Annotated in this window: 17 protein-coding genes; 9 read left to right on the forward strand and 8 right to left on the reverse strand. The window is 62.9% G+C overall.

Annotation, left to right across the window (positions count from 1 at the left end):
* Positions 1-28 precede the first annotated feature (28 nt).
* The 5 genes from miaB to lnt all read left to right on the forward strand — a co-directional run bounded on the left by miaB (position 29) and on the right by lnt (position 5,417).
* The gene (miaB, locus tag ACQ4LH_RS11685) at positions 29-1,372 is read left to right on the forward strand and encodes a tRNA (N6-isopentenyl adenosine(37)-C2)-methylthiotransferase MiaB (protein ID WP_430697315.1); all 1,344 of its coding nucleotides are present in this window, start codon (positions 29-31) and stop codon (positions 1,370-1,372) included.
* 88 nt (positions 1,373-1,460) lie between these two features.
* Positions 1,461-2,465, forward strand: coding sequence for a PhoH family protein (locus ACQ4LH_RS11690; protein WP_397492658.1), 1,005 nt, complete (start codon positions 1,461-1,463; stop codon positions 2,463-2,465).
* Positions 2,458-2,916 carry an rRNA maturation RNase YbeY gene (ybeY, locus tag ACQ4LH_RS11695; RefSeq protein WP_430697316.1) on the forward strand — a complete coding sequence of 153 codons (459 nt, stop codon included), beginning with the start codon at positions 2,458-2,460 and terminating at the stop codon, positions 2,914-2,916. The genes ACQ4LH_RS11690 and ybeY overlap by 8 nt, the downstream gene beginning before the upstream one ends.
* A 40-nt stretch (positions 2,917-2,956) precedes the next feature.
* A complete protein-coding gene (locus ACQ4LH_RS11700) occupies positions 2,957-3,796 on the forward strand; it encodes an HlyC/CorC family transporter (RefSeq protein ID WP_430697317.1) in 840 nt (279 codons plus the stop codon).
* 100 nt (positions 3,797-3,896) lie between these two features.
* The gene (gene lnt / locus ACQ4LH_RS11705; RefSeq protein WP_430697318.1) at positions 3,897-5,417 is read left to right on the forward strand and encodes an apolipoprotein N-acyltransferase; all 1,521 of its coding nucleotides are present in this window, start codon (positions 3,897-3,899) and stop codon (positions 5,415-5,417) included.
* Here lnt and ACQ4LH_RS11710 read toward each other — a convergent pair.
* The 5 genes from ACQ4LH_RS11710 to ACQ4LH_RS11730 are packed head-to-tail and all read right to left on the reverse strand — an operon-like array spanning position 5,414 to position 12,474.
* Positions 5,414-6,316 (reverse strand): biotin-dependent carboxyltransferase family protein, encoded by a 903-nt coding sequence (locus ACQ4LH_RS11710; protein ID WP_430697319.1) that lies wholly within the window; start codon positions 6,314-6,316, stop codon positions 5,414-5,416. The two genes, lnt and ACQ4LH_RS11710, sit on opposite strands and share 4 nt — an antisense overlap.
* Complete coding sequence (pxpB, locus tag ACQ4LH_RS11715; RefSeq protein ID WP_430697320.1) at positions 6,313-6,990, reverse strand: 5-oxoprolinase subunit PxpB; 678 nt, start codon at positions 6,988-6,990, stop codon at positions 6,313-6,315. The genes ACQ4LH_RS11710 and pxpB overlap by 4 nt, the downstream gene beginning before the upstream one ends.
* The gene (locus ACQ4LH_RS11720; RefSeq protein ID WP_430697321.1) at positions 6,987-7,730 is read right to left on the reverse strand and encodes a 5-oxoprolinase subunit PxpA; all 744 of its coding nucleotides are present in this window, start codon (positions 7,728-7,730) and stop codon (positions 6,987-6,989) included. The genes pxpB and ACQ4LH_RS11720 overlap by 4 nt, the downstream gene beginning before the upstream one ends.
* A 48-nt stretch (positions 7,731-7,778) precedes the next feature.
* The gene (locus tag ACQ4LH_RS11725) at positions 7,779-10,301 is read right to left on the reverse strand and encodes a PepSY domain-containing protein (RefSeq protein ID WP_430697322.1); all 2,523 of its coding nucleotides are present in this window, start codon (positions 10,299-10,301) and stop codon (positions 7,779-7,781) included.
* A gap of 55 nt (positions 10,302-10,356) precedes the next feature.
* Positions 10,357-12,474: a TonB-dependent receptor gene (locus ACQ4LH_RS11730; protein ID WP_430697323.1), complete on the reverse strand. Its 2,118-nt coding sequence runs from the start codon at positions 12,472-12,474 to the stop codon at positions 10,357-10,359.
* Positions 12,475-12,777: 303 nt separating this feature from the next.
* Here ACQ4LH_RS11730 and ACQ4LH_RS11735 point away from each other — a divergent pair, with 303 nt between their 5' ends.
* From ACQ4LH_RS11735 to ACQ4LH_RS11750, 4 genes are all read left to right on the forward strand, one after another.
* The gene (locus ACQ4LH_RS11735) at positions 12,778-13,377 is read left to right on the forward strand and encodes a PepSY-associated TM helix domain-containing protein (protein WP_430697324.1); all 600 of its coding nucleotides are present in this window, start codon (positions 12,778-12,780) and stop codon (positions 13,375-13,377) included.
* Between the two features lie 10 nt (positions 13,378-13,387).
* Positions 13,388-13,900 (forward strand): DUF2271 domain-containing protein, encoded by a 513-nt coding sequence (locus ACQ4LH_RS11740; protein ID WP_430697325.1) that lies wholly within the window; start codon positions 13,388-13,390, stop codon positions 13,898-13,900.
* A 32-nt stretch (positions 13,901-13,932) separates the two neighbouring features.
* Positions 13,933-14,796, forward strand: coding sequence for a DUF4198 domain-containing protein (locus ACQ4LH_RS11745; RefSeq protein WP_430697326.1), 864 nt, complete (start codon positions 13,933-13,935; stop codon positions 14,794-14,796).
* Between the two features lie 91 nt (positions 14,797-14,887).
* Positions 14,888-16,402, forward strand: coding sequence for a sulfite reductase subunit alpha (locus tag ACQ4LH_RS11750; RefSeq protein WP_430697327.1), 1,515 nt, complete (start codon positions 14,888-14,890; stop codon positions 16,400-16,402).
* A 335-nt stretch (positions 16,403-16,737) separates the two neighbouring features.
* Here ACQ4LH_RS11750 and ACQ4LH_RS11755 read toward each other — a convergent pair whose 3' ends face one another.
* The 3 genes from ACQ4LH_RS11755 to ACQ4LH_RS11765 all read right to left on the reverse strand — a co-directional run bounded on the left by ACQ4LH_RS11755 (position 16,738) and on the right by ACQ4LH_RS11765 (position 20,841).
* The gene (locus ACQ4LH_RS11755) at positions 16,738-18,948 is read right to left on the reverse strand and encodes a TonB-dependent receptor (protein WP_430697434.1); all 2,211 of its coding nucleotides are present in this window, start codon (positions 18,946-18,948) and stop codon (positions 16,738-16,740) included.
* Between the two features lie 85 nt (positions 18,949-19,033).
* Complete coding sequence (locus ACQ4LH_RS11760) at positions 19,034-20,155, reverse strand: alpha-hydroxy acid oxidase (RefSeq protein ID WP_430697435.1); 1,122 nt, start codon at positions 20,153-20,155, stop codon at positions 19,034-19,036.
* A gap of 5 nt (positions 20,156-20,160) precedes the next feature.
* Positions 20,161-20,841: a Fe2+-dependent dioxygenase gene (locus ACQ4LH_RS11765; RefSeq protein WP_430697328.1), complete on the reverse strand. Its 681-nt coding sequence runs from the start codon at positions 20,839-20,841 to the stop codon at positions 20,161-20,163.
* Positions 20,842-20,876 lie beyond the last annotated feature (35 nt).

The raw sequence follows: 20,876 nt of genomic DNA on the forward strand, positions 1-20,876 counted from the left end.
TTCTTCGAATCACTCTTTTTGAGCGCGCATGACCAAGAAGCTTTATATCGAAACCCACGGTTGCCAGATGAACGAGTACGACAGCTCGCGCATGATCGACCTGCTGGGCGAACATCAAGCCCTGGAAGTCACCGAGACGGCGGCGGACGCTGACATCATCCTGCTCAACACCTGCTCGATCCGTGAAAAAGCCCAGGACAAGGTGTTCTCGCAACTCGGCCGCTGGCAAAAACTGAAGATTGCCAACCCCGACCTGGTGATCGGCGTCGGTGGCTGTGTGGCCAGCCAGGAAGGCGCGGCGATTCGTGATCGCGCGCCCTACGTCGACGTGGTCTTCGGCCCGCAGACCCTGCACCGCCTGCCGGAAATGATCGATGCTGCACGTACGACCAAGATCGCCCAGGTCGACATCAGCTTCCCCGAAATCGAGAAATTCGACCGCCTGCCCGAGCCACGCGTCGATGGGCCCAGCGCCTACGTGTCGGTGATGGAAGGCTGCAGCAAGTACTGCACTTTCTGCGTGGTGCCCTACACCCGCGGTGAAGAAGTCAGCCGACCGATGGCCGACGTGCTGGGTGAAATCATCCACCTGGCCGAACACGGCGTGCGTGAAATCACCCTGCTCGGGCAGAACGTCAATGGCTACCGCGGCGCGACCCAGAACGGGCAAATTGCCGACTTCGCCGAGCTGCTGTATGCCGTGGCGGCCATCGATGGCATCGACCGCATTCGCTACACCACCAGCCACCCGCTGGAATTCTCCGATGCGCTGATCCAGGCCCACGCCGAGATTCCCGAGCTGGTGAAATACCTGCACCTGCCGGTGCAATCGGGCTCCGACCGGATTCTCGCGGCGATGAAGCGCAATCACACCGCGCTGGAATACAAGTCGCGCATCCGCAAGCTGCGCGCCGCAGTGCCGGACATCCTGATCAGCTCGGACTTTATCGTCGGCTTCCCCGGTGAAACCGAGAAGGACTTCGAGCAGACCATGAAGCTGGTCGAGGATGTCGGTTTCGACTTCTGCTACTCCTTCGTCTACAGCTCGCGCCCTGGCACCCCGGCGGCCGACCTCCCCGACGACACCCCGCTGGAACTGAAAAAACAGCGCTTGGCACTCCTGCAACACCGCATCACCCAGCAGGGCTTCGAAAATAGCCGACGAATGGCGGGCACCGTGCAACGCATCCTGGTCAACGATTACTCGAAGAAGGACCCCGGCATGCTCCAGGGCCGTACCGAGAGCAACCGGGTGGTCAACTTCCGCAGCGACAACCCGCGCCTGATCGGCCAGTTCGTCGACGTGCATATCGACGAAGCCATGCCCAACTCGCTGCGCGGCACGCTGATCAACGAAACCGTCTGCAACTAAAGCCGCAGCGGCCCGAGCTTCCCCCTCGCGGCCGCTAGCGCTATTCTTCGTTTCACTACCCCAGCCGACTGGCGGCCATCACACGACCTTGAACGCACCCATAGAACCACTCCGTTTTATCCTTGAACCCTTTGAGGCTCGCCGCTTCGCTAATCTGTGCGGCCAATTTGATGAGCACCTGCGCCTGATCGAACAGCGCCTGAGCATCGAATTGCGCAACCGCGGCAACCAGTTCGAACTGGTCGGCACCGCCGGTCAGACCCGCGCTGCCGAGCAGCTGCTGCGCCGCCTCTACCGCGAAGCCGAAAACACCGAACTGTCGCCCGACCTGGTGCACCTGTTTCTGCAGGAGTCCGGGATTGAGGAAATGAGCAACCCGACCGTCGAGGCCAGCGTCGCCTTGCGCACCCGCAAGGGCATGATTCGTCCGCGCGGCGCCAATCAGCAGCGCTACGTCAAAGCCATCCTCGACCACGACATCAACTTCGGTGTCGGCCCGGCCGGTACCGGCAAAACCTACCTGGCCGTGGCCTGCGCCGTGGACGCCCTGGAGCGCGAGCAGATTCGCCGCATCCTGCTGGTACGCCCGGCAGTCGAAGCCGGCGAGAAGCTCGGCTTCCTCCCCGGCGACCTGTCGCAGAAAATCGACCCCTACCTGCGCCCGCTCTACGACGCTCTCTACGAGATGCTCGGCTTCGAGCAGGTGGCCAAGCTGATCGAGAAACAGGTGATTGAAGTCGCGCCGCTGGCTTATATGCGCGGCCGCACGCTGAACAACAGCTTTATCATCCTCGACGAAAGCCAGAACACCACCCTGGAACAGATGAAGATGTTCCTCACCCGCATCGGCTTCGGTTCCACCGCAGTGATCACCGGTGATATCACCCAGGTCGACCTGCCGCGCGGCACCAAAAGCGGCCTGACCCACGTGATTGACGTGCTGCGGGACGTCCCTGGCATCAGCTTTACCCATTTCAAGCCCAAGGACGTGGTGCGCCACCCACTGGTGCAGCGCATCGTCGAAGCCTACGAGCGCTACGACAACCGCATGCACGGCAAACTGGATGACGAGCAGGATGAGCGCAATGCTTGAGCTTGACCTGCAGATCGCCAGCGACGCCGCCGATCTGCCGAGCGAGGCGCAGTTTCGCGCCTGGTGCGAGATTGCCCTGCGCCAGCGCAGCGCCGACTCCGAGCTGACCATTCGCCTGGTCGATGAAGCCGAGGGCCGCGAGCTCAATCACACCTGGCGTCATAAGGATTACGCCACCAACGTACTATCCTTCCCTGCCGATGTACCGGACGAGATGCTGGATATCCCACTCCTGGGCGACCTGGTGATTTGCGTGCCGGTGGTTGAGCGCGAAGCCCAGGAACAAGCTAAAACCAGCGAGGCGCATTGGGCGCACCTGGTGATCCACGGCTGCCTGCACCTGCTCGGCTACGACCACATCGACGATGAGGAAGCCGAAGAGATGGAAGCGCTGGAACGAGAATTGCTGGCTGAGTTGGGTCACCCCGACCCTTACGCCGACCACGAATAATCCCCTCAACGAAAATACAAAAGGTTCCTGAGTAACCACCATGAGCGAAGACCGATCGAGCAACGAGCAGAAGTCCTGGTTTAACAGACTGACCCAGGCTTTTGCTCATGAGCCGAAAAACCGCAAGGAATTGCTGGAAGTGCTGCGCGAAGCGCATCAGAACAAGCTGCTCGACAGCGAAGCACTGGCCATCGTCGAAGGTGCAATTCAGGTCGCCGACCTGCAGGTTCGCGACATTATGGTGCCTCGCTCACAGATGATGAGCATCAAGGCCAACCAGACGCCCAAGGAATTTCTGCCCTCGATCATCGAGGCCGCGCACTCGCGCTATCCGGTGGTTGGCGAGAGCCTCGACGATGTTATCGGCATCCTCCTGGCCAAGGATCTGCTGCCGCTGATCCTCTCGGGCGAACAGCCCAACTTCAATATCAAAGACCTGCTACGCCCGGCCACCTTCGTGCCCGAGTCCAAGCGCCTCAACGTGCTGCTGCGCGAGTTCCGCGCCAATCACAACCACATGGCCGTGGTGATCGATGAATACGGCGGCGTCGCTGGCCTGGTGACCATCGAGGACGTACTTGAGCAGATCGTCGGTGATATCGAAGACGAACACGACGTGGAGGAAGACAGCTACGTCAAACCGCTGCCCTCCGGCGACTTCCTGGTCAAGGCGCTGACGCCGATTGAAAGCTTCAACGAAGCCTTCGATACCGAATTCTCCGATGACGAATTCGACACCGTCGGCGGCCTGGTGATGAGCGCCTTCGGCCATCTGCCCAAGCGCAATGAAGTCACCCAGATAGGCGAATTCCGCTTCCGCGTACTCAACGCCGACAGCCGACGCATCCACCTGCTGCGCCTGACCCCGGTTAGTAATTGATCCATAACCGGCCACCTTCAGGGTGGCCGGTTCGCAATACTTCCCCCGTCTGCCCTCCCGCTTTACCCTTGCGCCACCTCAATCCAAGGACCTGCATGCAATGCACTGGATAACCCGACCTGGCTGGCCCGGCAACCTGATCGCGCTGTTGGCCGGCGCTATCACGCCCCTGGCGCTGGCGCCTTATGACCTGTGGCCGCTGGCCATCCTCTCCATCGCCCTGTTCTACCTCGGCCTGCGTGACCTCACGCCACGTCAGGCAGCGCTGCGCGGCTGGAGTTATGGCTTTGGCATGTTCGCCGCAGGCACCAGCTGGGTGTACGTAAGCATCCACGATTACGGCGCGGCCTCGCCGCCCCTGGCCGTCTTTCTGACCCTGCTGTTTGTCGGCGGCCTCGGTCTGCTGTTCGCCCTTAGCGCCTGGGTCTGGACGCGCTGGCTACGCCGGGTCGAAGCGCCGCTGGCCGATGCCCTGGCCTTCGCCGCTCTGTGGCTGGCGCAGGAAGCCTTCCGCAGCTGGTTTCTCACCGGTTTCCCCTGGCTGTATGCCGGTTACAGCCAGCTCGACGGTCCACTGGCCGGGCTGGCCCCGGTGGGCGGCGTGTGGCTGCTATCGTTTGCCTTGGCGCTAAGCGCCGCGCTACTGGTGAATCTGGCGCAACTGCGCACGCGCAAGGCGTTTCTCGCCATCGGTGTGGTGCTGTTAGTCGCCCCGTGGATCGCCGGTCTCGCCCTCAAGAATCATGCCTGGACCCAGCCGCTGGGCGAACCGCTGAGCGTGTCGGCCATGCAGGGCAATATCGAACAGAACATGAAGTGGGACCCCGAGCAGCTCAACGCTCAGCTCGCGCTGTACCGCGATATGACCTTCAGCGCCAAGCCAACCGACCTGATCGTCTGGCCGGAAACCGCCATCCCGGTGCTCAAGGACCGCGCTCAGGGCTACCTGGGCATGATCAATCGCTTCGCCAATGAGCGGAATGCCGCGCTGATTACCGGCGTGCCGATTCGCCAGAGCAACGAGCGTGGCGAGCAGCGCTACTACAACGGCATCAGCGTGGTTGGCCAGGGCAGCGGTGATTACCTCAAGCAGAAGCTGGTGCCGTTTGGTGAATACGTGCCGCTGCAGGAAGTGCTGCGCGGGTTGATCGCCTTCTTCGACCTGCCGATGTCCGACTTCGCCCGTGGCTCCGCCGAACAAAGCCTGCTGCAGGCCAAGGGCCATTCGATTGCCGCGTTTATCTGCTACGAAGTGGTCTACCCGGAGTTTTCCGCCGGCCTGGCCGCGCAGAGTGACCTGCTGCTGACCATCAGCAACGACACCTGGTTTGGCCGCTCAATCGGCCCGCTGCAACACTTGCAGATGGCGCAGATGCGCGCGCTGGAAGCCGGCCGCTGGATGATCCGCGCGACCAACAATGGCGTCACCGCGCTGATCGACCCGCAAGGCCAGATCACAGAGCAGTTGCCGCAGTTCGAACAGGCGGTGCTCTACGGCCAGGTGCAACCGATGCAGGGGCTCACGCCTTATCTGTACTGGCGCGGCTGGCCCATGCTGATTATCTGCCTGCTGTTATTCGCCTGGGCGTTGCTGGCCAGCCGTATGGCCAAGACCCTTTAACGACGAAAGAAGCGGTAGAACTCGCGCAGCTCAGCCTGCGCGTCGCCGATGCTGACCGGGGTGAAGCGCAGCGGATGGTGCGCCGGGCATTGCGCCAGGCGCCCCTGATCGAGCGGATGCAACCAACCGAGCAACGGGTAACCACCCATGCTCTGGTGATCGGCCTGCAGGATGATCGGCTGCCCATCCGGCGGCACCTGAATCGCCCCCCGGCCAACCCCCAATGACCACTGCCGCACGGGCGGCTGCACGGCCTCGCCGAGCAGCCGTGCGCCCATGCGGTCGGAGTGCGGGCTGAGCTGCCAGGTTTGAGCGAAAAAGCCCTGCAACTGGTCTTCCTCGAAACTCGCCGCATCGCCGCCGGTAATCACCCGCAGCAAGGGTTTGCAGGCGTAATCCGGCAGATAGGGCCAGGGCACGCTGGCGGCGTGAGTGAAATGCGCGGGCCGGCAGGCCAGCAGATCCCCTGCCTGCAACGCCTGCCCCAGGCCTTCACGCAATTGCACGCTGACGCTGCCCAACATCCGCGCTGCGATAAAGCCGCCCGACACCGCCAAGTAGGCGCGCTGGCCACTGCGGGCAAAGCCCAGACGCAGCAGCTGGCCTTTGCGCAGCGGCAAGCGTGTCCACAACGGCTGCGGCTGATTATCCAGGCTCAGCGGCACCTGCGCGCCGCAAACCGCCACCCAGGTGTCGACCTCGGCCTGCATTTCGACGCCGCCCAGGGCGACTTCCAGCAGCGGCGTGCCCCAGGGATTGTTCAGCAGATGATTGGCCCAGGCCGCACCATGCCAATCCAGCGGCCCGGCTGGCGATACGCCAAGGTGTTGCCAACCCAGCCGCCCAGCATCCTGCAGCAGGCTCTGCGGCCCAGGTTTGATCACCCGCAGGCCACTCATAACTGACCGCCTTCGCGGATAAAGTCGCGCTCATCAATGCTGCGAAAACGCACCCGATCACCCAGCGCCAGCGGACAGGGCGGCGTTCGCGCGGCATCGAACAGCGACCAGGGGCAACGGCCAATCAGGTGCCAGCCGCCGGGCGAGCTGTGTGGATAGATCGCCGTCTGCCGCTCGGCAATCGCCAGGCTACCGGCCGGCACAGCAATGCGTGGGGTGGCGCGGCGCGGCAACGCCAGGCGCGTGTCCAGCTCACCGAGATAGGCAAAGCCTGGAGCAAAACCAATCGCGCCAACGCGGTACTCGGTCACCGCATGCAGCTCAATCACCTGAGCGCTGCTCAGTTGGCACAGCTGGGCGACCTCGGCGAGGTCTTCACCGTTATACAAGATAGGGATTTCATGCAGCCGCCCGGCCCGCGCGACAAAGGGCTCGGCCAGCCAGCGCTCCAGCAGCGGCTTGAGCCGCTCGGCCAGTTCCAGGTGATCGGTGCGCATCAGGTCGTAATGCAGTAGCAGGCTGGTCCAGCCCGGCACCAGATCGGTAAGCACTTCGCCCAGCTCGCCACGAATGCGCTCGGCCAGCAGGGCGATCCGCTGCGGCAGCTGCGCATCCGGCTGCTCGGCCAGCACCAGCAGCAGCGCTTCGGCACCGGCCGGTTCGAGGCGGATCATAGGGCGTCCAGGCTGGCCCGCAAACGCCGCAGCACGGCCAGGGAGTCGGCGTTATCGCCATGCACACACAGGCTGTCGGCACGCAGCTGCAGCGGTTTGCCATCGATATCGGCAAACGGTTCACCGCGGGCAATCGCCAGGGCCTGCTGGAAAATCCGTTGCGGATCATGGTGCACCGCGCCGCTCAAACGCCTCGGTGCCAACTGCCCATCGGCCAGATAAGCACGGTCGGCAAAGGCCTCGAACATCAACGGCACATCGGCGGCATCGGCCAGGCGCAGCTCACGGCTGTTGTCGGCCAGCGCCAGCACCATCAACGGCAAGCCCTTGCGGTAACTGGCGCAGGCCTCAAGCACCGCGTTGAACAGCGCATCGTCACGCACCAGGTCGTTGTACAGCGCGCCATGCGGTTTGACGTAGGCCAACTGGGTGCCGGCCGCGCGGCAGAAGGCATCCAGCGCGCCAAGTTGGTACAGCACCAGTGCGGTGACCTCCTCTGGCGAGCAGGCGATATGCCGACGGCCAAAACCGAGCAAATCCGGATAGGCCGGGTGCGCACCAATGCTCACCCCATGCTGCACCGCCAGGGCGACGGTGCGCTGCATGGTCATCGGGTCGGAAGCATGAAAGCCGCAAGCCAGGTTGGCCTGATCAACCAGCGGCATGGCATGCACATCATCGCCCATGCTCCACACGCCGAAGCTTTCACCCATATCGCAGTTCAGCAGGATTCTTTTCATGCCCATCAGCTTAGTGGTGCATTGCCGTGGCGGGAAGCCTGGGCCGGCTCAATACACGTCGCGGCGATAACGCCCCTCTTCGCGTAGCGTGTTGACGGCGGCTTCGCCGAGCAGCTCGTGCAGCACGTTATCCACCCCCGCCGCCATGCCATCGAGGCTGCCGCAGACGTAGATTGCGGCACCCTCGGCCAGCCACTCGCGCAGCTGCTCGGCGGATTCACGCAGACGATCCTGCACGTAGACCTTGGCGGCCTGGTCGCGGGAGAAAGCCAGGTCCAGCCACGCCAGGTCGCCGGTGGCCAGCCAGCCCTGCAGCTGCGCCTGGCAATAGAAGTCATGCGCCGCGTTGCGTTCGCCGAACAGCAGCCAGTTAGCGGTGTACCCCGCGACGATCCGCGCCTTGAGCAGGCTGCGCAGCCCGGCCAGGCCGGTGCCATTGCCGATCAGGATCAGCGGCCGCGCATCGTCCGGCGCATGGAAGGCGCTGTTACGCCGTACCCGCGCCAGTATCTGGCCGTGCAGCACTGCGCCTTCGGTCAGCCAGCCGGAGCCGAGGCCCAGTGAGCCGTCGGCATGCCGCTCCTGACGCACGATCAGTTCCAGTTCGCCGTCGCTGGGCAAGGAAGCGATGGAATATTCGCGCGCAGCCAACGGCACCAGCGCGTCCAGCAGAGCTTGGGCATGCAAGCCAACCAGATGGGTGAACTGCTCGGGCAGCTGTTTGCCGCGCAGCGCCTGCTGCAGCGACTGCGTCAGACCGTCGAGGCTGACCGTTTGCTTGCCGTCCACTGCATGGGCCTGCAACCAGGCCTGCACGGTGGCGTCGCTGTGACGCGGCGGCACTTCGAGAATATCGCCGGCACTCCAGTTCGCTGGCTGCTCAGCACGCAATGCCAGCAGATAGGTCGGCGCGCCCTGGCTGCCGGGGTTAAGCAATTCGCGGCGCGTCAGAGCCCACAGGCCATAGGGTGTTTCGCCCTGGTGCAGCGGCTGGGCACCGGTCAGTTCGCCGAGCTGACGCTGCCAGCTGGCCAGTGCCGTGGTATCGGCGGCGTCTACCTGCACCGCATCGAACAGGCTGCGCGCGCCCTGCCGCACCAGCCAGTCCTGCACGCGCAGGGCAAAACCGCAGAAGTGCTGATACTGACGATCACCGAGGGCCAGCATGGCGTAACGCAAATGCGGGAGATCCAGGGCCTGGCCGAGCAACTTGCGCTCGAAGCCGCGCGCGCTGTCCGGCGCCTCGCCGTCGCCAAAGGTACTGAGCACGAACAGCGCGTTGTGCGCCTGGCGCAGCATCTGTTCATTGAGTTTGGCCAAGGGCTGCACGCTGACGACCAGGCCGGCGGACTGCAACTGGCCGGCGGTTTGCCAGGCCAGCTGTTCGGCAAAGCCGCTCTGGCTGGCAAAACCGATCAACCAGCCCTCGCCCGGCCCTGCGCTCGGCTGCAGCGCGCCACGCGCCTGCAGCATTGCGCGCTTCTTGCGCCGCCGATCGAGGTACAGCAACCAGCCGGTGATGGCGAACAGCGGCATACTCAGGCTGGCGAGAAACATCAGGATGCGCCCGGGCAGGCCGAAGTAACTGCCCACGTGCAGGGCATACATGCTGGTCAGCAGCTGATCACCAAAGGCCTGCTGGTCATAGCGCTTGTGCTGCTTCACCGCACCGCTTTGGGCATCCAGGCTGAGCGAGTTGAAGGCACGCTCATGGGGCGCGTCTTCACGCATATAGAACACCGTCACCGGCTGCTTGGCTGCGGCCGGCAAGCGCAGGCTATAGCCGCTCAGCTGCGGGCCGGCGGCTTGCTGCAGGCCAGCCCAGAGCGCCGGGTAATTCACCTCTGGCACTGTTCCGGCAGTTGGCCGAGCGCCGCGATTGCGCTGCTCACCAGCAGACTCGCTGGTGAGCAGCGCGGTCAGCCCTTCGCGGTACCAATCGTAGGACCAATACAGCCCGGTCAGTGCCGCACACAGATAGAACGCCAGGCACCAGGTACCGGCCACCGCATGCAGATCCCAATTGAACGCGCGGCCGCGCTTGGCCCAGTCCAGACTTAGCCAGACGCGCCAGTTCAAGGCCTGACGCGGCCAGCGCAGGTACAGCCCGGAGAGACAGAAGAAGATCAGCGCCAAGGTGCTGGCAGCGGTGATCTGCTTGCCGTACTCGCCTGCGGCGAGAAAACGGTGCAGATCCACCATCAGGTCGAAAAAAACCTGACCAATCGGCTCGCCCAACAGCTCGCCGGTATAGGGATCGAAGTAGCGCGACTCTCCACGGCGCTCGCCCGCAGGCGGTGCGAAGCCTACTCGCCCAGCGTGCTCGGCATCCGCTTCCACATTCAGGCGCACCACGCGCTGCTGGCTGGCGGCCTCGATACGCGGCACCAGCACGTCAGGCGCCAGCACGCCGCTGGCGCGTACTTCAACCTGCAACACCTCGGGGTTAAACGCGCGCAGCAATTCGTCCTGAAACGAATACGCCGCGCCGGTTACGCCCATCAGCGCCAATACCAGGCCAGCAGTGATGCCGAAAAACCAGTGCAGTTGGAAGAGGACTTTCTTCAGCATTTTTCCGACTCAGTAACTGCCCGGTTTGGGCTCGCGATGGTTTAAAAGCGGCTGTTTAGAAAGTGAGTCGATAACCCAGGGTCACGGTGCGCCCACGGCCCATAAACATCTGATCGTCACGTTTGCTGGCAGCCTGGGCGTAGTAGCTCAGGTATTCCTTGTTCAGCAGGTTCTCGATGCCCAGGCTGGCCTCACCGACCGGCAGGCGATAACCGAGCGAGGCGTCGACCAGGCTGTAGCCGTCGAAGTCCAGATCCGGGTCGTCAAAGCCACGGCTGACGTAGTGATTGGCCTGCACACGGGTATTCAGCTTGTCGGTCCAGTTGGCCTGCCAGCTGACGCCGTAACGGTCCGGAGAGATGTTGGCACCGTCCAGATCGGTATCGACCTTGCCGTCGCCGTCGGTATCGGACTGACCATTGATCTGGGCATAGGTGGCCTGCACGCGATGCACCGGGTTGACCTGCCAGCCGGCCGTGGCCTCAATGCCGTCGATTTCGCTGCGCTCGCGGCGAACCTGGAAGGCACCGCCGACATTCTCCAGACGCGCACCCAGGTCGGCATTGGATTCGTAATAACCGATTTCCGCATCGAACGGACCATGGTTGAAACGCAGGCCAACCTCGCGGTTGTCGGTGACGATCGGCTGCAAATCAAGAAAGCTGTCGACACTCATGCCCGGCTGGCTGATGCCGCGCAGCACACGGCCAACATCAGGCATGCCAAAACCTTCGGAGTAGTTGGCGTAGAGCTGCGCCCAGTCGGTGAGCTCAAACACCAGGCCGGTGTTGAACAGGGTTTCCTCGAACGTCGGGCTACCGCCTTCGACACTTACCCCACCGCGCGGCGTGGTGGTCGAAGCGATGGTGTGGAAGCTACCCACCTCCAGTTCGGCATATTCGTGGCGCACCCCGGCGTGCAGGGTTAGCCGTTCATGGGCGCGGATTTCCGCCTGCAGAAAGGGCGCAAAGTTGCGAAACCGGGTCTCGGGTACCCACTCACGGTCGGTGGCGATCAGCATCTGGCTGGTGGTGTCCTGCAGCACATCGAGACCACCGGTGAGCATCAGGTGGTTGTCGAACAGGCCATCGCGGCTCAGGGTGAACTTGCCGCCGTACTTGTCCGACTCGTTCTGCGACTGGTCGAACAGGGTGCCGACCGGCGCAATCGAGGCATCCTGGAAAGACGCCAGGCTGTTGCCACCAAAACGCGCGCGAAAGCGCTGACTGTAAAGCTGCGCGCTCAGGCGATTGCCGTACAGGTCGTCATGTTTGTAGCTCAGGCTGGTAGCCAGCACCTCGTTCTGCGGCGCCTCGCCGGGTGGGCTGCCCTTGCGCGAGGTGGCCGGAGTGCCCGCCGCGCGATTGCCCGGCACATTGACGTATTCGTGCTCGCCCTCGATCTCGAAGCGATTGACCATCAGTTCCAGGTTCTGGTCGGCGTCGAACCAGTAACCGAGCTTGAGCAGCAGGTCGCTGCTGTCCGAGTTCATGATGTCGCCCTGGGTGTCGTCGACGCCGATCAGCGTGCCGTCGGCGTCGTAGGACATGCCGCGGGTCTGCCAGCTGGCGGCGGCCAGGTAGTCCCAGCTGCCCTCGTTGCCTTCAACCCGGTAGTCCAGCTTGTAGCCCAGGCCGGCGGACTCATAGTCAGTCGGCGCGTCAAAGCTGACTCCGGCATGCTGCTTGAGCGTACCGCCCTGTGGACGACGGGTGACGTAGTTGATGATCCCGCCAGTGGCGCCCAGGCCGTGCTCGGCGCTGGCACCGTGGATCACTTCGATGCGTTCGACCATCGCCATATCAATGGTGTAGCCATCGCGGGCGCTGTCGCGCAGCGGCGTGGACTGCGGCACGCCATCAATCAGCACCAACGCCGAGCGGCCACGGAAAGTCTCCCCGGCGCTGCTCATCTTCTGCCGGCTCGGCGAATAGGACGGAATCAGGTTGCTGAGGATCTGCCCATGATCGGAAGTGATCGCCAGTTGCTGCTCGATCTGCTCGCGGGTAATCACCGTGATCTTCTGCGGCGTCTTGCCCGCCTCGCTCTTGGCACGGGTGGCACTGATGGTCACCGCCTCCAGCTCGACCGCCTCTTGCGCGATTACAGAAACACCCGGCAAGGCGAGACAGGCCAGGGAAATGCTCAGACAGAGGGGAGAACGGTAGAACACAGGGGGCGGCCTCTTGAGGGAATTGCGCAGGGAACGCATCAGGGGCGCGCACAATACATCAAATACGAATAGCTTGCATTAGCGCCTGTATCAAGCTATCAACGCGCGTGATACGCCGAGCCATCTCCCTCGGTCCGCTACCACGATAAAAGCGCGAGACGCCTCAACTCACGCCCTAAGCGTGGCGAATGCGGGGCGCGCTATGGTCGATGATTTATCGAGAATGTATAGCCTTTGTAAATATTTAGTATTTGCATCCAGGCCTTTATAGAATCGCCCTTCTTTCCTGACCTCGCGAAGCCTATGAACGCTCTCCCCTGGCTCGGCACCCTGCGCCAATGGCACTGGATCAGCTCGGCGCTGTGCCTGGCCGGCATGCTGCTGTTTGCCGTGACCGGCATCACCCTTAACCATGCTGCGCAGATCGAGGCCAAGCCCCAGGTGATCAGCCATCAGGCGCAATTGCCCGAAGCGCTGCAGGCTGCGCTGCAAGACAAGCAGCCAAGCCAGGGACTGCCGCTGGATCTGCGTCAGTGGCTGGAAGCGGAACTGGCGATTCGCCTGGATGGCCGCGACGCCGAATGGTCGGATGGCGAGTTGTATATCGGCCTGCCGCGCCCCGGCGGCGATGCCTGGCTAAGCCTGGATATCGAAACCGGCGCGCTGGAGTTCGAGTCCACCGACCGCGGCTGGATCGCCTACCTGAATGACCTGCACAAGGGCCGCAATACCGGTACGGCCTGGTCCTGGTTTATCGATGCATTCGCCGTACTGAGCGTGGTGTTCTGCCTCAGCGGTCTGTTGCTGCTGCAACGCTACGCCGGTAACCGCCCCAGCACCTGGCCGATGCTCGGCCTGGGCCTGGTGCTCCCTGTTCTGCTGGCTCTGCTGTTTATTCATTAAGGACATCGTTATGCCGAAACGCTTGCTGCTGCCCCTCTGTGCCCTGTTGAGCGCGCCCGTCCTGGCTGCCGAGTTGCAGCTTGAGGTGGAGATCCCACGCCTGCAGGTGGCCGAGTACCACCGTCCGTATGTCGCCATCTGGCTGGAGCAACCGGACCAGAAGCATGTCGCCAACCTGGCCGTGTGGTACGACCAGAAGCTCAAGGACAAGGAAGGCGAGAAATGGCTCAAAGACATGCGCCAGTGGTGGCGGCGCAGCGGCCGTAGTCTGGAGATGCCGGTCGATGGCGTCAGCGGTGCAACCCGCGCCGTGGGCAAGCAGAGCCTGAGCTTCAACAGCACCGATGCCCCGCTCAAGCAGCTGGCACCTGGCGAGTATCGCCTGGTAGTGGAAGCCGCCCGCGAAGTCGGCGGCCGCGAACTGCTGCGCCTGCCATTCACCTGGCCACCACAGCAGGCCGCCAGTCACAGCGCCCAGGGCAGCAGCGAGCTGGGCCAGATCAACCTGCAACTCAAGCCTTGAACCTCAGCCCCCACTTATTAAGGAAGCTTGCCATGCACCCACTCGTAAAATGGACCGCCCTGACCCTGGCCATCTGCCTGCCGCTGTCCGCCCAGGCCCACCGCGCCTGGATGCTGCCATCGGCCACCGTGCTGTCCGGTGAAGATCCATGGGTGACCGTGGATGCGGCCGTATCCAACGACCTGTTCTACTTCGAGCATTTCTCCATGCACATCGCGGGCGTTGGTGACGTAAGCACGCAACCCACCGGCCAGCGCGCCCGCCAGGCCGCGAAGCTGCACGTGTTCGCCCCGGACGGCAGTGAAGTGAAGCCGCAGAACGGCGCCATCGGCCGCTACCGCAGCACCTTCGACCTGCACCTGACCCAGAAAGGCACCTACAAACTGGCCATCGCCAACAGCGGCCTGTTCGCCAGCTGGAAAGAAGGCCAGGAAAACAAGCGCTGGATGGGCAAGGCCGAAGATTTCGCCAAGCAGGTTCCGGCCAACGCCGCCGAGCTGAAAGTGGCGCAGAACAGCAGCCGTATGGAGGTCTTCGTCACCTCCGGCAACCCGACCACCAGCGTGCTGAAAACCACCGGCGTGGGCCTGGAGCTGGCGCCGATCACCCACCCCAACGACCTGTTCGCCGGCGAAGCAGCCGAGTTCAGCCTGCTGCTCGATGGCAAGCCGGCCGCCGGTGTGGAGGTCAGCGTGATCCCCGGTGGCAACCGCTACCGCGACGAGCTGGGCGAAATCAAAACCACCAGCGATGCCAACGGCAAGATCAGCATTACCTGGCCGAACGCCGGCATGTACTGGCTGGAAGCCAAGCTGAGCAGCAAAGAAGGCGTCAGCGCCCCAGCCACCGAACGCCGGGCCTCCTACAGCGCGACTCTGGAAGTGTTGGCGCCCTGATGCCAGCCCGAACGCTGTCGCCGCCCGGCGACAGCGCTTCCCACCTCTTAGCTGAATAATCGACTTGATCACCACCCCGCGACTTCACGCCTTGCGCCACTGGCCTCTGCCGACCTGCCTGTTACTGGCCGGCCTGCTGCTATGGCTGCAACCGGCGCGCGAACTCAGTGCCGGGCTGATCAGCGTCACCTATCTCGCGCTGTGCCTGCATTATTGCTGGCCGCAGCGCCGCAAGGCGCAGACCGGCGAACTGCTGGTCGCCTACGCCAGCCAGGGCGGCAAAGCCCAGCGCTTGGCCGAGCGCAGCTGCGCGCAATTGCTTGCCAGCGGCATGCCGGCGCGCTGCATCGCCCTCAACCAACTCGGCAGCGCCCAGCTGACAACCCTCGAACGTCTGCTACTGGTGGTCAGCACCTACGGCGACGGCGAAGCGCCGGACAACGCCGCACGCTTCGAACGCGCGCTGCAAAGCCTGCCAGCACTGCAACAACTGCGCTTCGCCATCCTCGCCCTGGGCGACAGCGGCTACCCGCAGTTCTGCGCCTTCGGCCAGCGCCTGCAACAACGCTTGCAGGCGCTGAAAGCGCAGCCGCTGTTCGACCTGCTCAGCGTCGATCGCCTGGATGCCGGCACCCTGCGCCACTGGCAGCAGCAGCTCGGCCACCTCAGCGGCAACAGCGACTTTGTCGACTGGCAGCCGGCGCACTATCACCCCTGGCGGCTGGAGCGGCGCAACTGCCTAAACCGCGAAAGCGTTGGTGCGCCGATCTTCCAGCTGAGCCTGAGCAGTACTGAAACAGTCGACTGGCGCGCCGGCGATATTGCCGAAATCGGCCCACGGCATGCCCCGCAACGGGTTATCGACTGCCTGCAGCAACTCGGCCTTGAACCGCACACTCGCCTAGCTAACGGCCAGTTGCTAAGCGATGCCCTGAGTAAACTCCATCTGCCCAAAACCCGCCCTGATCAAAACGCCATAGAACAGTGGCTAGCCGAGCTAACGCCCCTGCCCCACCGCGAATATTCGATTGCCTCCAGCTACGGCGGCTCGCTTGATCTGCTGGTACGCCTGCAACATCAGGCCGATGGCAGCCCCGGCTTGGGCTCGGGCTGGTTATGCCAGCATGCCGCAGTGGGCGGCACGCTTGATCTGCGCGTCCGCCGCAACCCCGGCTTCCACGGCCCGGACTCCGCTACGCCGCTGATTCTGATCGGCAGCGGCAGCGGCCTCGCCGGCCTGCGCGCGCACCTGCAGGAGCGCGCCGCCGATCCACACTCACGCAACTGGCTGCTATTTGGCGAACGTAACGCCGCCCACGACGCCCTGCTGATCGACGAACTACACGCCTGGCAACGCAGCGGCCACCTCGCACGCCTCGACCTCACCTATTCGCGCGACGGCAACCCGCAGCGCTATGTGCAGGACGCCCTGCGCGCCGCCGCCCCCACTCTGCACACCTGGCTTGCCGACGGCGCGGCCATCTACCTATGCGGCAGCCTCGAAGGCATGGGCCGCGACGTCGACGCGTGCCTGCGTCAGTTGCTGGGGGATGAGCAGTTGTCGAAGCTAAGCCAGAGCGGCCGTTATCGGCGTGATTTGTACTGAGGGCGACCTTACGCTCCTAGCTGATGGATTACAGCGCATTGATTACGCTGCGGTTAATACCCTTACGCTTATGCGCCCAATCCTACGCATGAGCCTTTGCCCGCAACGCTGATGGGCGCTGCGCAACTCGTAGAAGCGCCCAGGTCGCGATGCTTTCGATTCGCGGGTAAGCCTGGCTCTACGAGACTTACCACCCCCGCAACGCCCCGCTTACCCCTTTTAAAAGCCACACAAAACAAAACCCCGGTCACTGCAGGCAGTGACCGGGGTTTTGAGTGAATCCATGTCTTGCGGCCACCTACCTGTAGATCCGGCAGGTAGCAGCATATGCAGGCTTAGAAGGCGTAAGTCGCCGACAGCACTGCCGAACGCGCATCACCGTATTCGATAGCCGAAGAGCGGGTATTGAGGCCGACGTTCTGGCGCACGCTCTGCACATAGTCCTTGTCGAACAGGTTGTTCATATTCAGCTGCAGGTCGAGTTCCTTGTTGACCTTGTAGCCGAGCATGGCGTTGTGCACCCAGTAGGCATCCAGTTTGGCGTTATCGCTGGAGGTCACGTTGCGCTCGCTGGCATAACGCGCGCCGTAGCCGACACGCCAGCCGGCTGGCAGCTCGTAGGTGGTCCACAGGTTGAACGAGCGTGGCGGCGTGTTGCCCAGCGCCTGACCCTCACGGGCGATACCGGCAGCAGTATCTGCAGCCTTGAGAGTTTCGCTGTCGAGGAAGGTGTAGTTGGCGTAGACGTTCCACTGATCGGTAATACGACCGGTCACACCAAATTCGACGCCCTGCACACGCTGCTCACCAGCCAGCTGGGTAGAGCCATCGACCATGGTTTCGCGAGCGTTGGTCTTCTCCACGCGGAACACTGCGGCATCGAGTTGCAAGCGGCTGTTGAGCAACTCCCACTTAGTGCCCAGCTCCCAGGTTTCGTTCTCTTCCGGGTCCAGCTCAGCAGCAGCGGCGTTCAGCGCACCGGAGGATGCCAGCGCTTCGGCGGCCGGGTTGAAGGAGGTGCCGTAAGCCAGGTAGATGCGGCCATTTTCGGCTGGTTTGTACACCACACCGGCACGCCCGCTGAGTTCCTTGTCACGCGAATCCAGGCGCGTCACAGTGCCAGCTGGCAGCGCTACGTTCTTCGAGTCACCTTTGATCCAGTCATAACGCAGACCTAGGCTCAAATCCCACTGCTCATTCAGGGCGATGGTGTCGAACGCATAGATCGCTTCGTTTTCCAGCTGAGTGGAGGTTTCAGCGGAGCGGGCTTTGTTGGTCGGCCCACTGTAGCGACCCGGCGGATTGCCCAGATCGAAGCTCTGACCGGCGAAATCCAGGCCATAGCTGTAGGTGTTGCGGTCGTAATCCTCACGCGAAACCTCAACGCCAGTAACCAGGGTGTGGCCCAGGCCGAAGGTGTCGAAATACGCAGTCAAATTGGTCTGGTTGATCCACATTTCGCTGGTCACATCACGGCCATAACCCTGCGGGCCTGCCGGGCGATAGCGACCAGGCGGGGCGACGGCCAGGTTGACGTGGGATGCCGAAATGACCGTATCACGCTTAACCTGGCTGTAACGGCTGAGGTTCTGCAGGCGCAGGCTGTCGCTGAAATCGTGCTCGAATTTGACGGTGAAGGCATCGGTCTGGATTTCTTCCTTGTCGATGTTCTTCCAGCCGAAAAACGCATCGCGATCTACACCCGCCAACCGCTTGCCATCAAATGCGGGCACGCCGTAGTCCGGCATATTGTCGTCATTCTGGTGCAGGTAGCTTAGGGTCAAACGCGTTGATTCGCTCAAGCCCAGCAGCAGGGAAGGTGCAATACCCCAGCGTTGACGGTCGATCTCGTCACGACCCGGTACATCGTTCTCATGGGCCATCAGGTTGAGGCGCACTGCACTGCCGGTGCCGACGCCTTCCAGGGTCTGGTTGGTGTCCAGAGTCAGGCGGTGGTAGTTGTCAGTACCCAGGCTCGCACCGATCTCGGTGAAGTCGCGCTGAAGTGGCTGCTTACTAACCTGGTTGATGCTGCCGCCGGTGGTACCCGAGCCGCCAAATACCGAGTTGGGGCCTTTGATAACTTCAACGGCTTCGATATTGAAAGTGTCAGTACGGTTGTTCTGCGAGCTGTCGCGCAGGCCGTCGATCTGCATGTTGGCGTTGGCGCTGAAGCCACGGATGTTGATGCTGTCGCCCGAGCCGCCACCGCCTTCACCAGCGTTGAAGGTGATGCCGGATACGTTGGCCAGCACTTCTTTCATGCTCAGGGCTTTCTGCTCTTTGAGCAGGGCCTGTGGCACCACGGTGATGGTTTGCGGGGTATCGAGCAGCGGTACAGCGTATTTAGCCGAGGACGATGCCTCGGTCTTGTAGTCTTCGGCCTGCTGGCCTTTGACCGTTACGCTACCCAACTCAACCGGCGTCCTTGCCTTTTGCGGCGCTTGTTCAGCAGCCACACCAGCGCCCGCCCAGGACGCGATTACCAGACCAATGGCCGAAGCCAGAAGGCGACGCTGCGGCAGGTTGCCGGCTTTTGTACCCATACCCATAAGAACCACCCCCGATCAAAACGAGGCGTAATTCTAATTGATAACTATTATCAAGCAATAGTCGTTTACACCTTTATTCTTATTTAGTTCCATTGCCGCGATTTTTATCTTGTAGGCTCTGGCTGCCAATACTGGCCAGGTCACGGCAGCCGGTCAGCGCCATGGCCACTTCCAGCTCAGCCCGCAGCAGCTGCACCACATGAGCTACCCCACTCGCCCCAGCCGTGGCCAGACCGTAGATATAAGGTCGCCCCACCATTACGGCATCGGCGCCCAGAGCCAGGGCCTTGAACACATCCGTACCGCGACGAATACCGCCATCGAGCAACAGCGGCACCCGCCCTTGCACCGCATCAGCGATTTCTGCCAGCACCTCGATGGTCGCCGGTTGGCCGTCAAGAGTACGGCCGCCATGGTTGGACACGATGATGCCGTCAACGCCTTCGGCCACTGCCCGCTGCGCATCCTCGGCAGTCATCACGCCCTTGAGCAGAATCGGCAGGCTCGTCAATGAGCGCAGCCACTGCACATCCGCCCAGCCAGGCGCTGCCGCCATTAACGCGCCACCGAGCAACAGGCCACCGCTTGGCGGAGCACTCTCATGCAACGACTGCATGCCACGCAGATTGACCGCCTCGACGCCCTCGGGCAGAAAGAAGCCCGCGCGCTGCTCACGGTTGCGCATGCCATTGACCGGCGCATCCACCGTCAGCACCAGCGCCTGATAACCCGCAGCCTCAGCGCGCTTGACCAGCGCCTCGGTAAAGGACCGATCCGGCTGGATATACAGCTGAAACCACAACGGATTGTGCGCCTGCTCGGCCACGTCTTCGAGGGACACACTGGCCTGGGTGCTGAGCACCATGCCGGCTTGTACCGCCGACGCGGCCAGCACCGTGGCCAGCTCGCCATCGGCATGAGCTAAGCGCTGATACGCCACCGGCGCGAGGAAGATCGGGTGAGCGAACGTCTGGCCGAACAGCTGCAGATGGGTGTTGCCACCGCTCAGGTCGGCCAGCACCCGCGTGCGCAGACGAATGCGCTGAAACGCCGCCTGATTCTCCGCCAGGGTCAGTTCATCAGCCGCACCGCCCGCGATATAGGCCCAGGCTTGGGCGCTCATGCGCTCGCGGGCCAGGGGCTCATAGTCCGCCACGGCTGCGATGCTCGGCGGAATATGCGTCAGTTTCGGCAACGGCATATCGGTCATGTATTGGCCCACTGGCGCAGCAGGTTGTGATAAACCCCGGTCAAACGCGCCAGCTCGGCACTCTCCGGCACCTCAAGGGTTAGCGCCTGCACCGCCCGATCCAGCTCCAGCAACAGGCTGCGCTGAGTGTCATCGCGCACCAGGCTCTGAATCCAGAAGAACGCCGCATAGCGCGTGCCACGGGTCACCGGATTGACCCGGTGCAGGCTGCTGCCGGGATACAAGACCAGATGGCCGGCCGGCAACTTGACGCTGTGGCTGCCGTAGCTGTCCTCGACCACCAGCTCACCGCCGTCGTACTCATCCGGATCACTGAAAAACAGCGTGGCCGACAGATCGCTGCGCACCCGATGCGGCGTGCCCGGCACGCTGAAAATCGCGTTATCGATATGGTTGCCATAGGTGCCACCACCGCTGTAACGGTTGAAGCGCGGTGGCAACACCTTTAGCGGCAAAGCCGCCGAGACAAACTGCGGATGATTACCCAGGCGCTGAACAATAAAATCGCCAATCTGCACCACCAGCGGGTCATCCTGAGCCAATTGCTGATTAGCCTTAGCCTTGACCGCCTGATGACCCGCCGTCAGCCGACCATCCAGCCAACTGGCCTGCTCAAAGGCCTGACGGCACTCACGCACCTGCTCAGGCGTCAGCACATCGGCAATGCTCAACATCATGATTCGCTCTCCTCAACGGCCGCCTCAAGCGCCCG

Source organism: Pseudomonas peli, assembly GCF_050563605.1.
GTDB classification, from domain to species: domain Bacteria; phylum Pseudomonadota; class Gammaproteobacteria; order Pseudomonadales; family Pseudomonadaceae; genus Aquipseudomonas; species Aquipseudomonas peli_A.

Coding starts and splice junctions, on each gene's coding strand:
- miaB (WP_430697315.1), top strand. CDS start 29: ATGACCAAGAAGCTTTATATCGAAACCCACGGTTGCCAGATGAACGAG.
- ybeY (WP_430697316.1), top strand. CDS start 2,458: ATGCTTGAGCTTGACCTGCAGATCGCCAGCGACGCCGCCGATCTGCCG.
- ACQ4LH_RS11700 (WP_430697317.1), top strand. CDS start 2,957: ATGAGCGAAGACCGATCGAGCAACGAGCAGAAGTCCTGGTTTAACAGA.
- lnt (WP_430697318.1), top strand. CDS start 3,897: ATGCACTGGATAACCCGACCTGGCTGGCCCGGCAACCTGATCGCGCTG.
- ACQ4LH_RS11710 (WP_430697319.1), bottom strand. CDS start 6,316: ATGAGTGGCCTGCGGGTGATCAAACCTGGGCCGCAGAGCCTGCTGCAG.
- pxpB (WP_430697320.1), bottom strand. CDS start 6,990: ATGATCCGCCTCGAACCGGCCGGTGCCGAAGCGCTGCTGCTGGTGCTG.
- ACQ4LH_RS11720 (WP_430697321.1), bottom strand. CDS start 7,730: ATGAAAAGAATCCTGCTGAACTGCGATATGGGTGAAAGCTTCGGCGTG.
- ACQ4LH_RS11725 (WP_430697322.1), bottom strand. CDS start 10,301: ATGCTGAAGAAAGTCCTCTTCCAACTGCACTGGTTTTTCGGCATCACT.
- ACQ4LH_RS11735 (WP_430697324.1), top strand. CDS start 12,778: ATGAACGCTCTCCCCTGGCTCGGCACCCTGCGCCAATGGCACTGGATC.
- ACQ4LH_RS11740 (WP_430697325.1), top strand. CDS start 13,388: ATGCCGAAACGCTTGCTGCTGCCCCTCTGTGCCCTGTTGAGCGCGCCC.
- ACQ4LH_RS11745 (WP_430697326.1), top strand. CDS start 13,933: ATGCACCCACTCGTAAAATGGACCGCCCTGACCCTGGCCATCTGCCTG.
- ACQ4LH_RS11755 (WP_430697434.1), bottom strand. CDS start 18,948: ATGGGTACAAAAGCCGGCAACCTGCCGCAGCGTCGCCTTCTGGCTTCG.
- ACQ4LH_RS11760 (WP_430697435.1), bottom strand. CDS start 20,155: ATGCCGTTGCCGAAACTGACGCATATTCCGCCGAGCATCGCAGCCGTG.
- ACQ4LH_RS11765 (WP_430697328.1), bottom strand. CDS start 20,841: ATGATGTTGAGCATTGCCGATGTGCTGACGCCTGAGCAGGTGCGTGAG.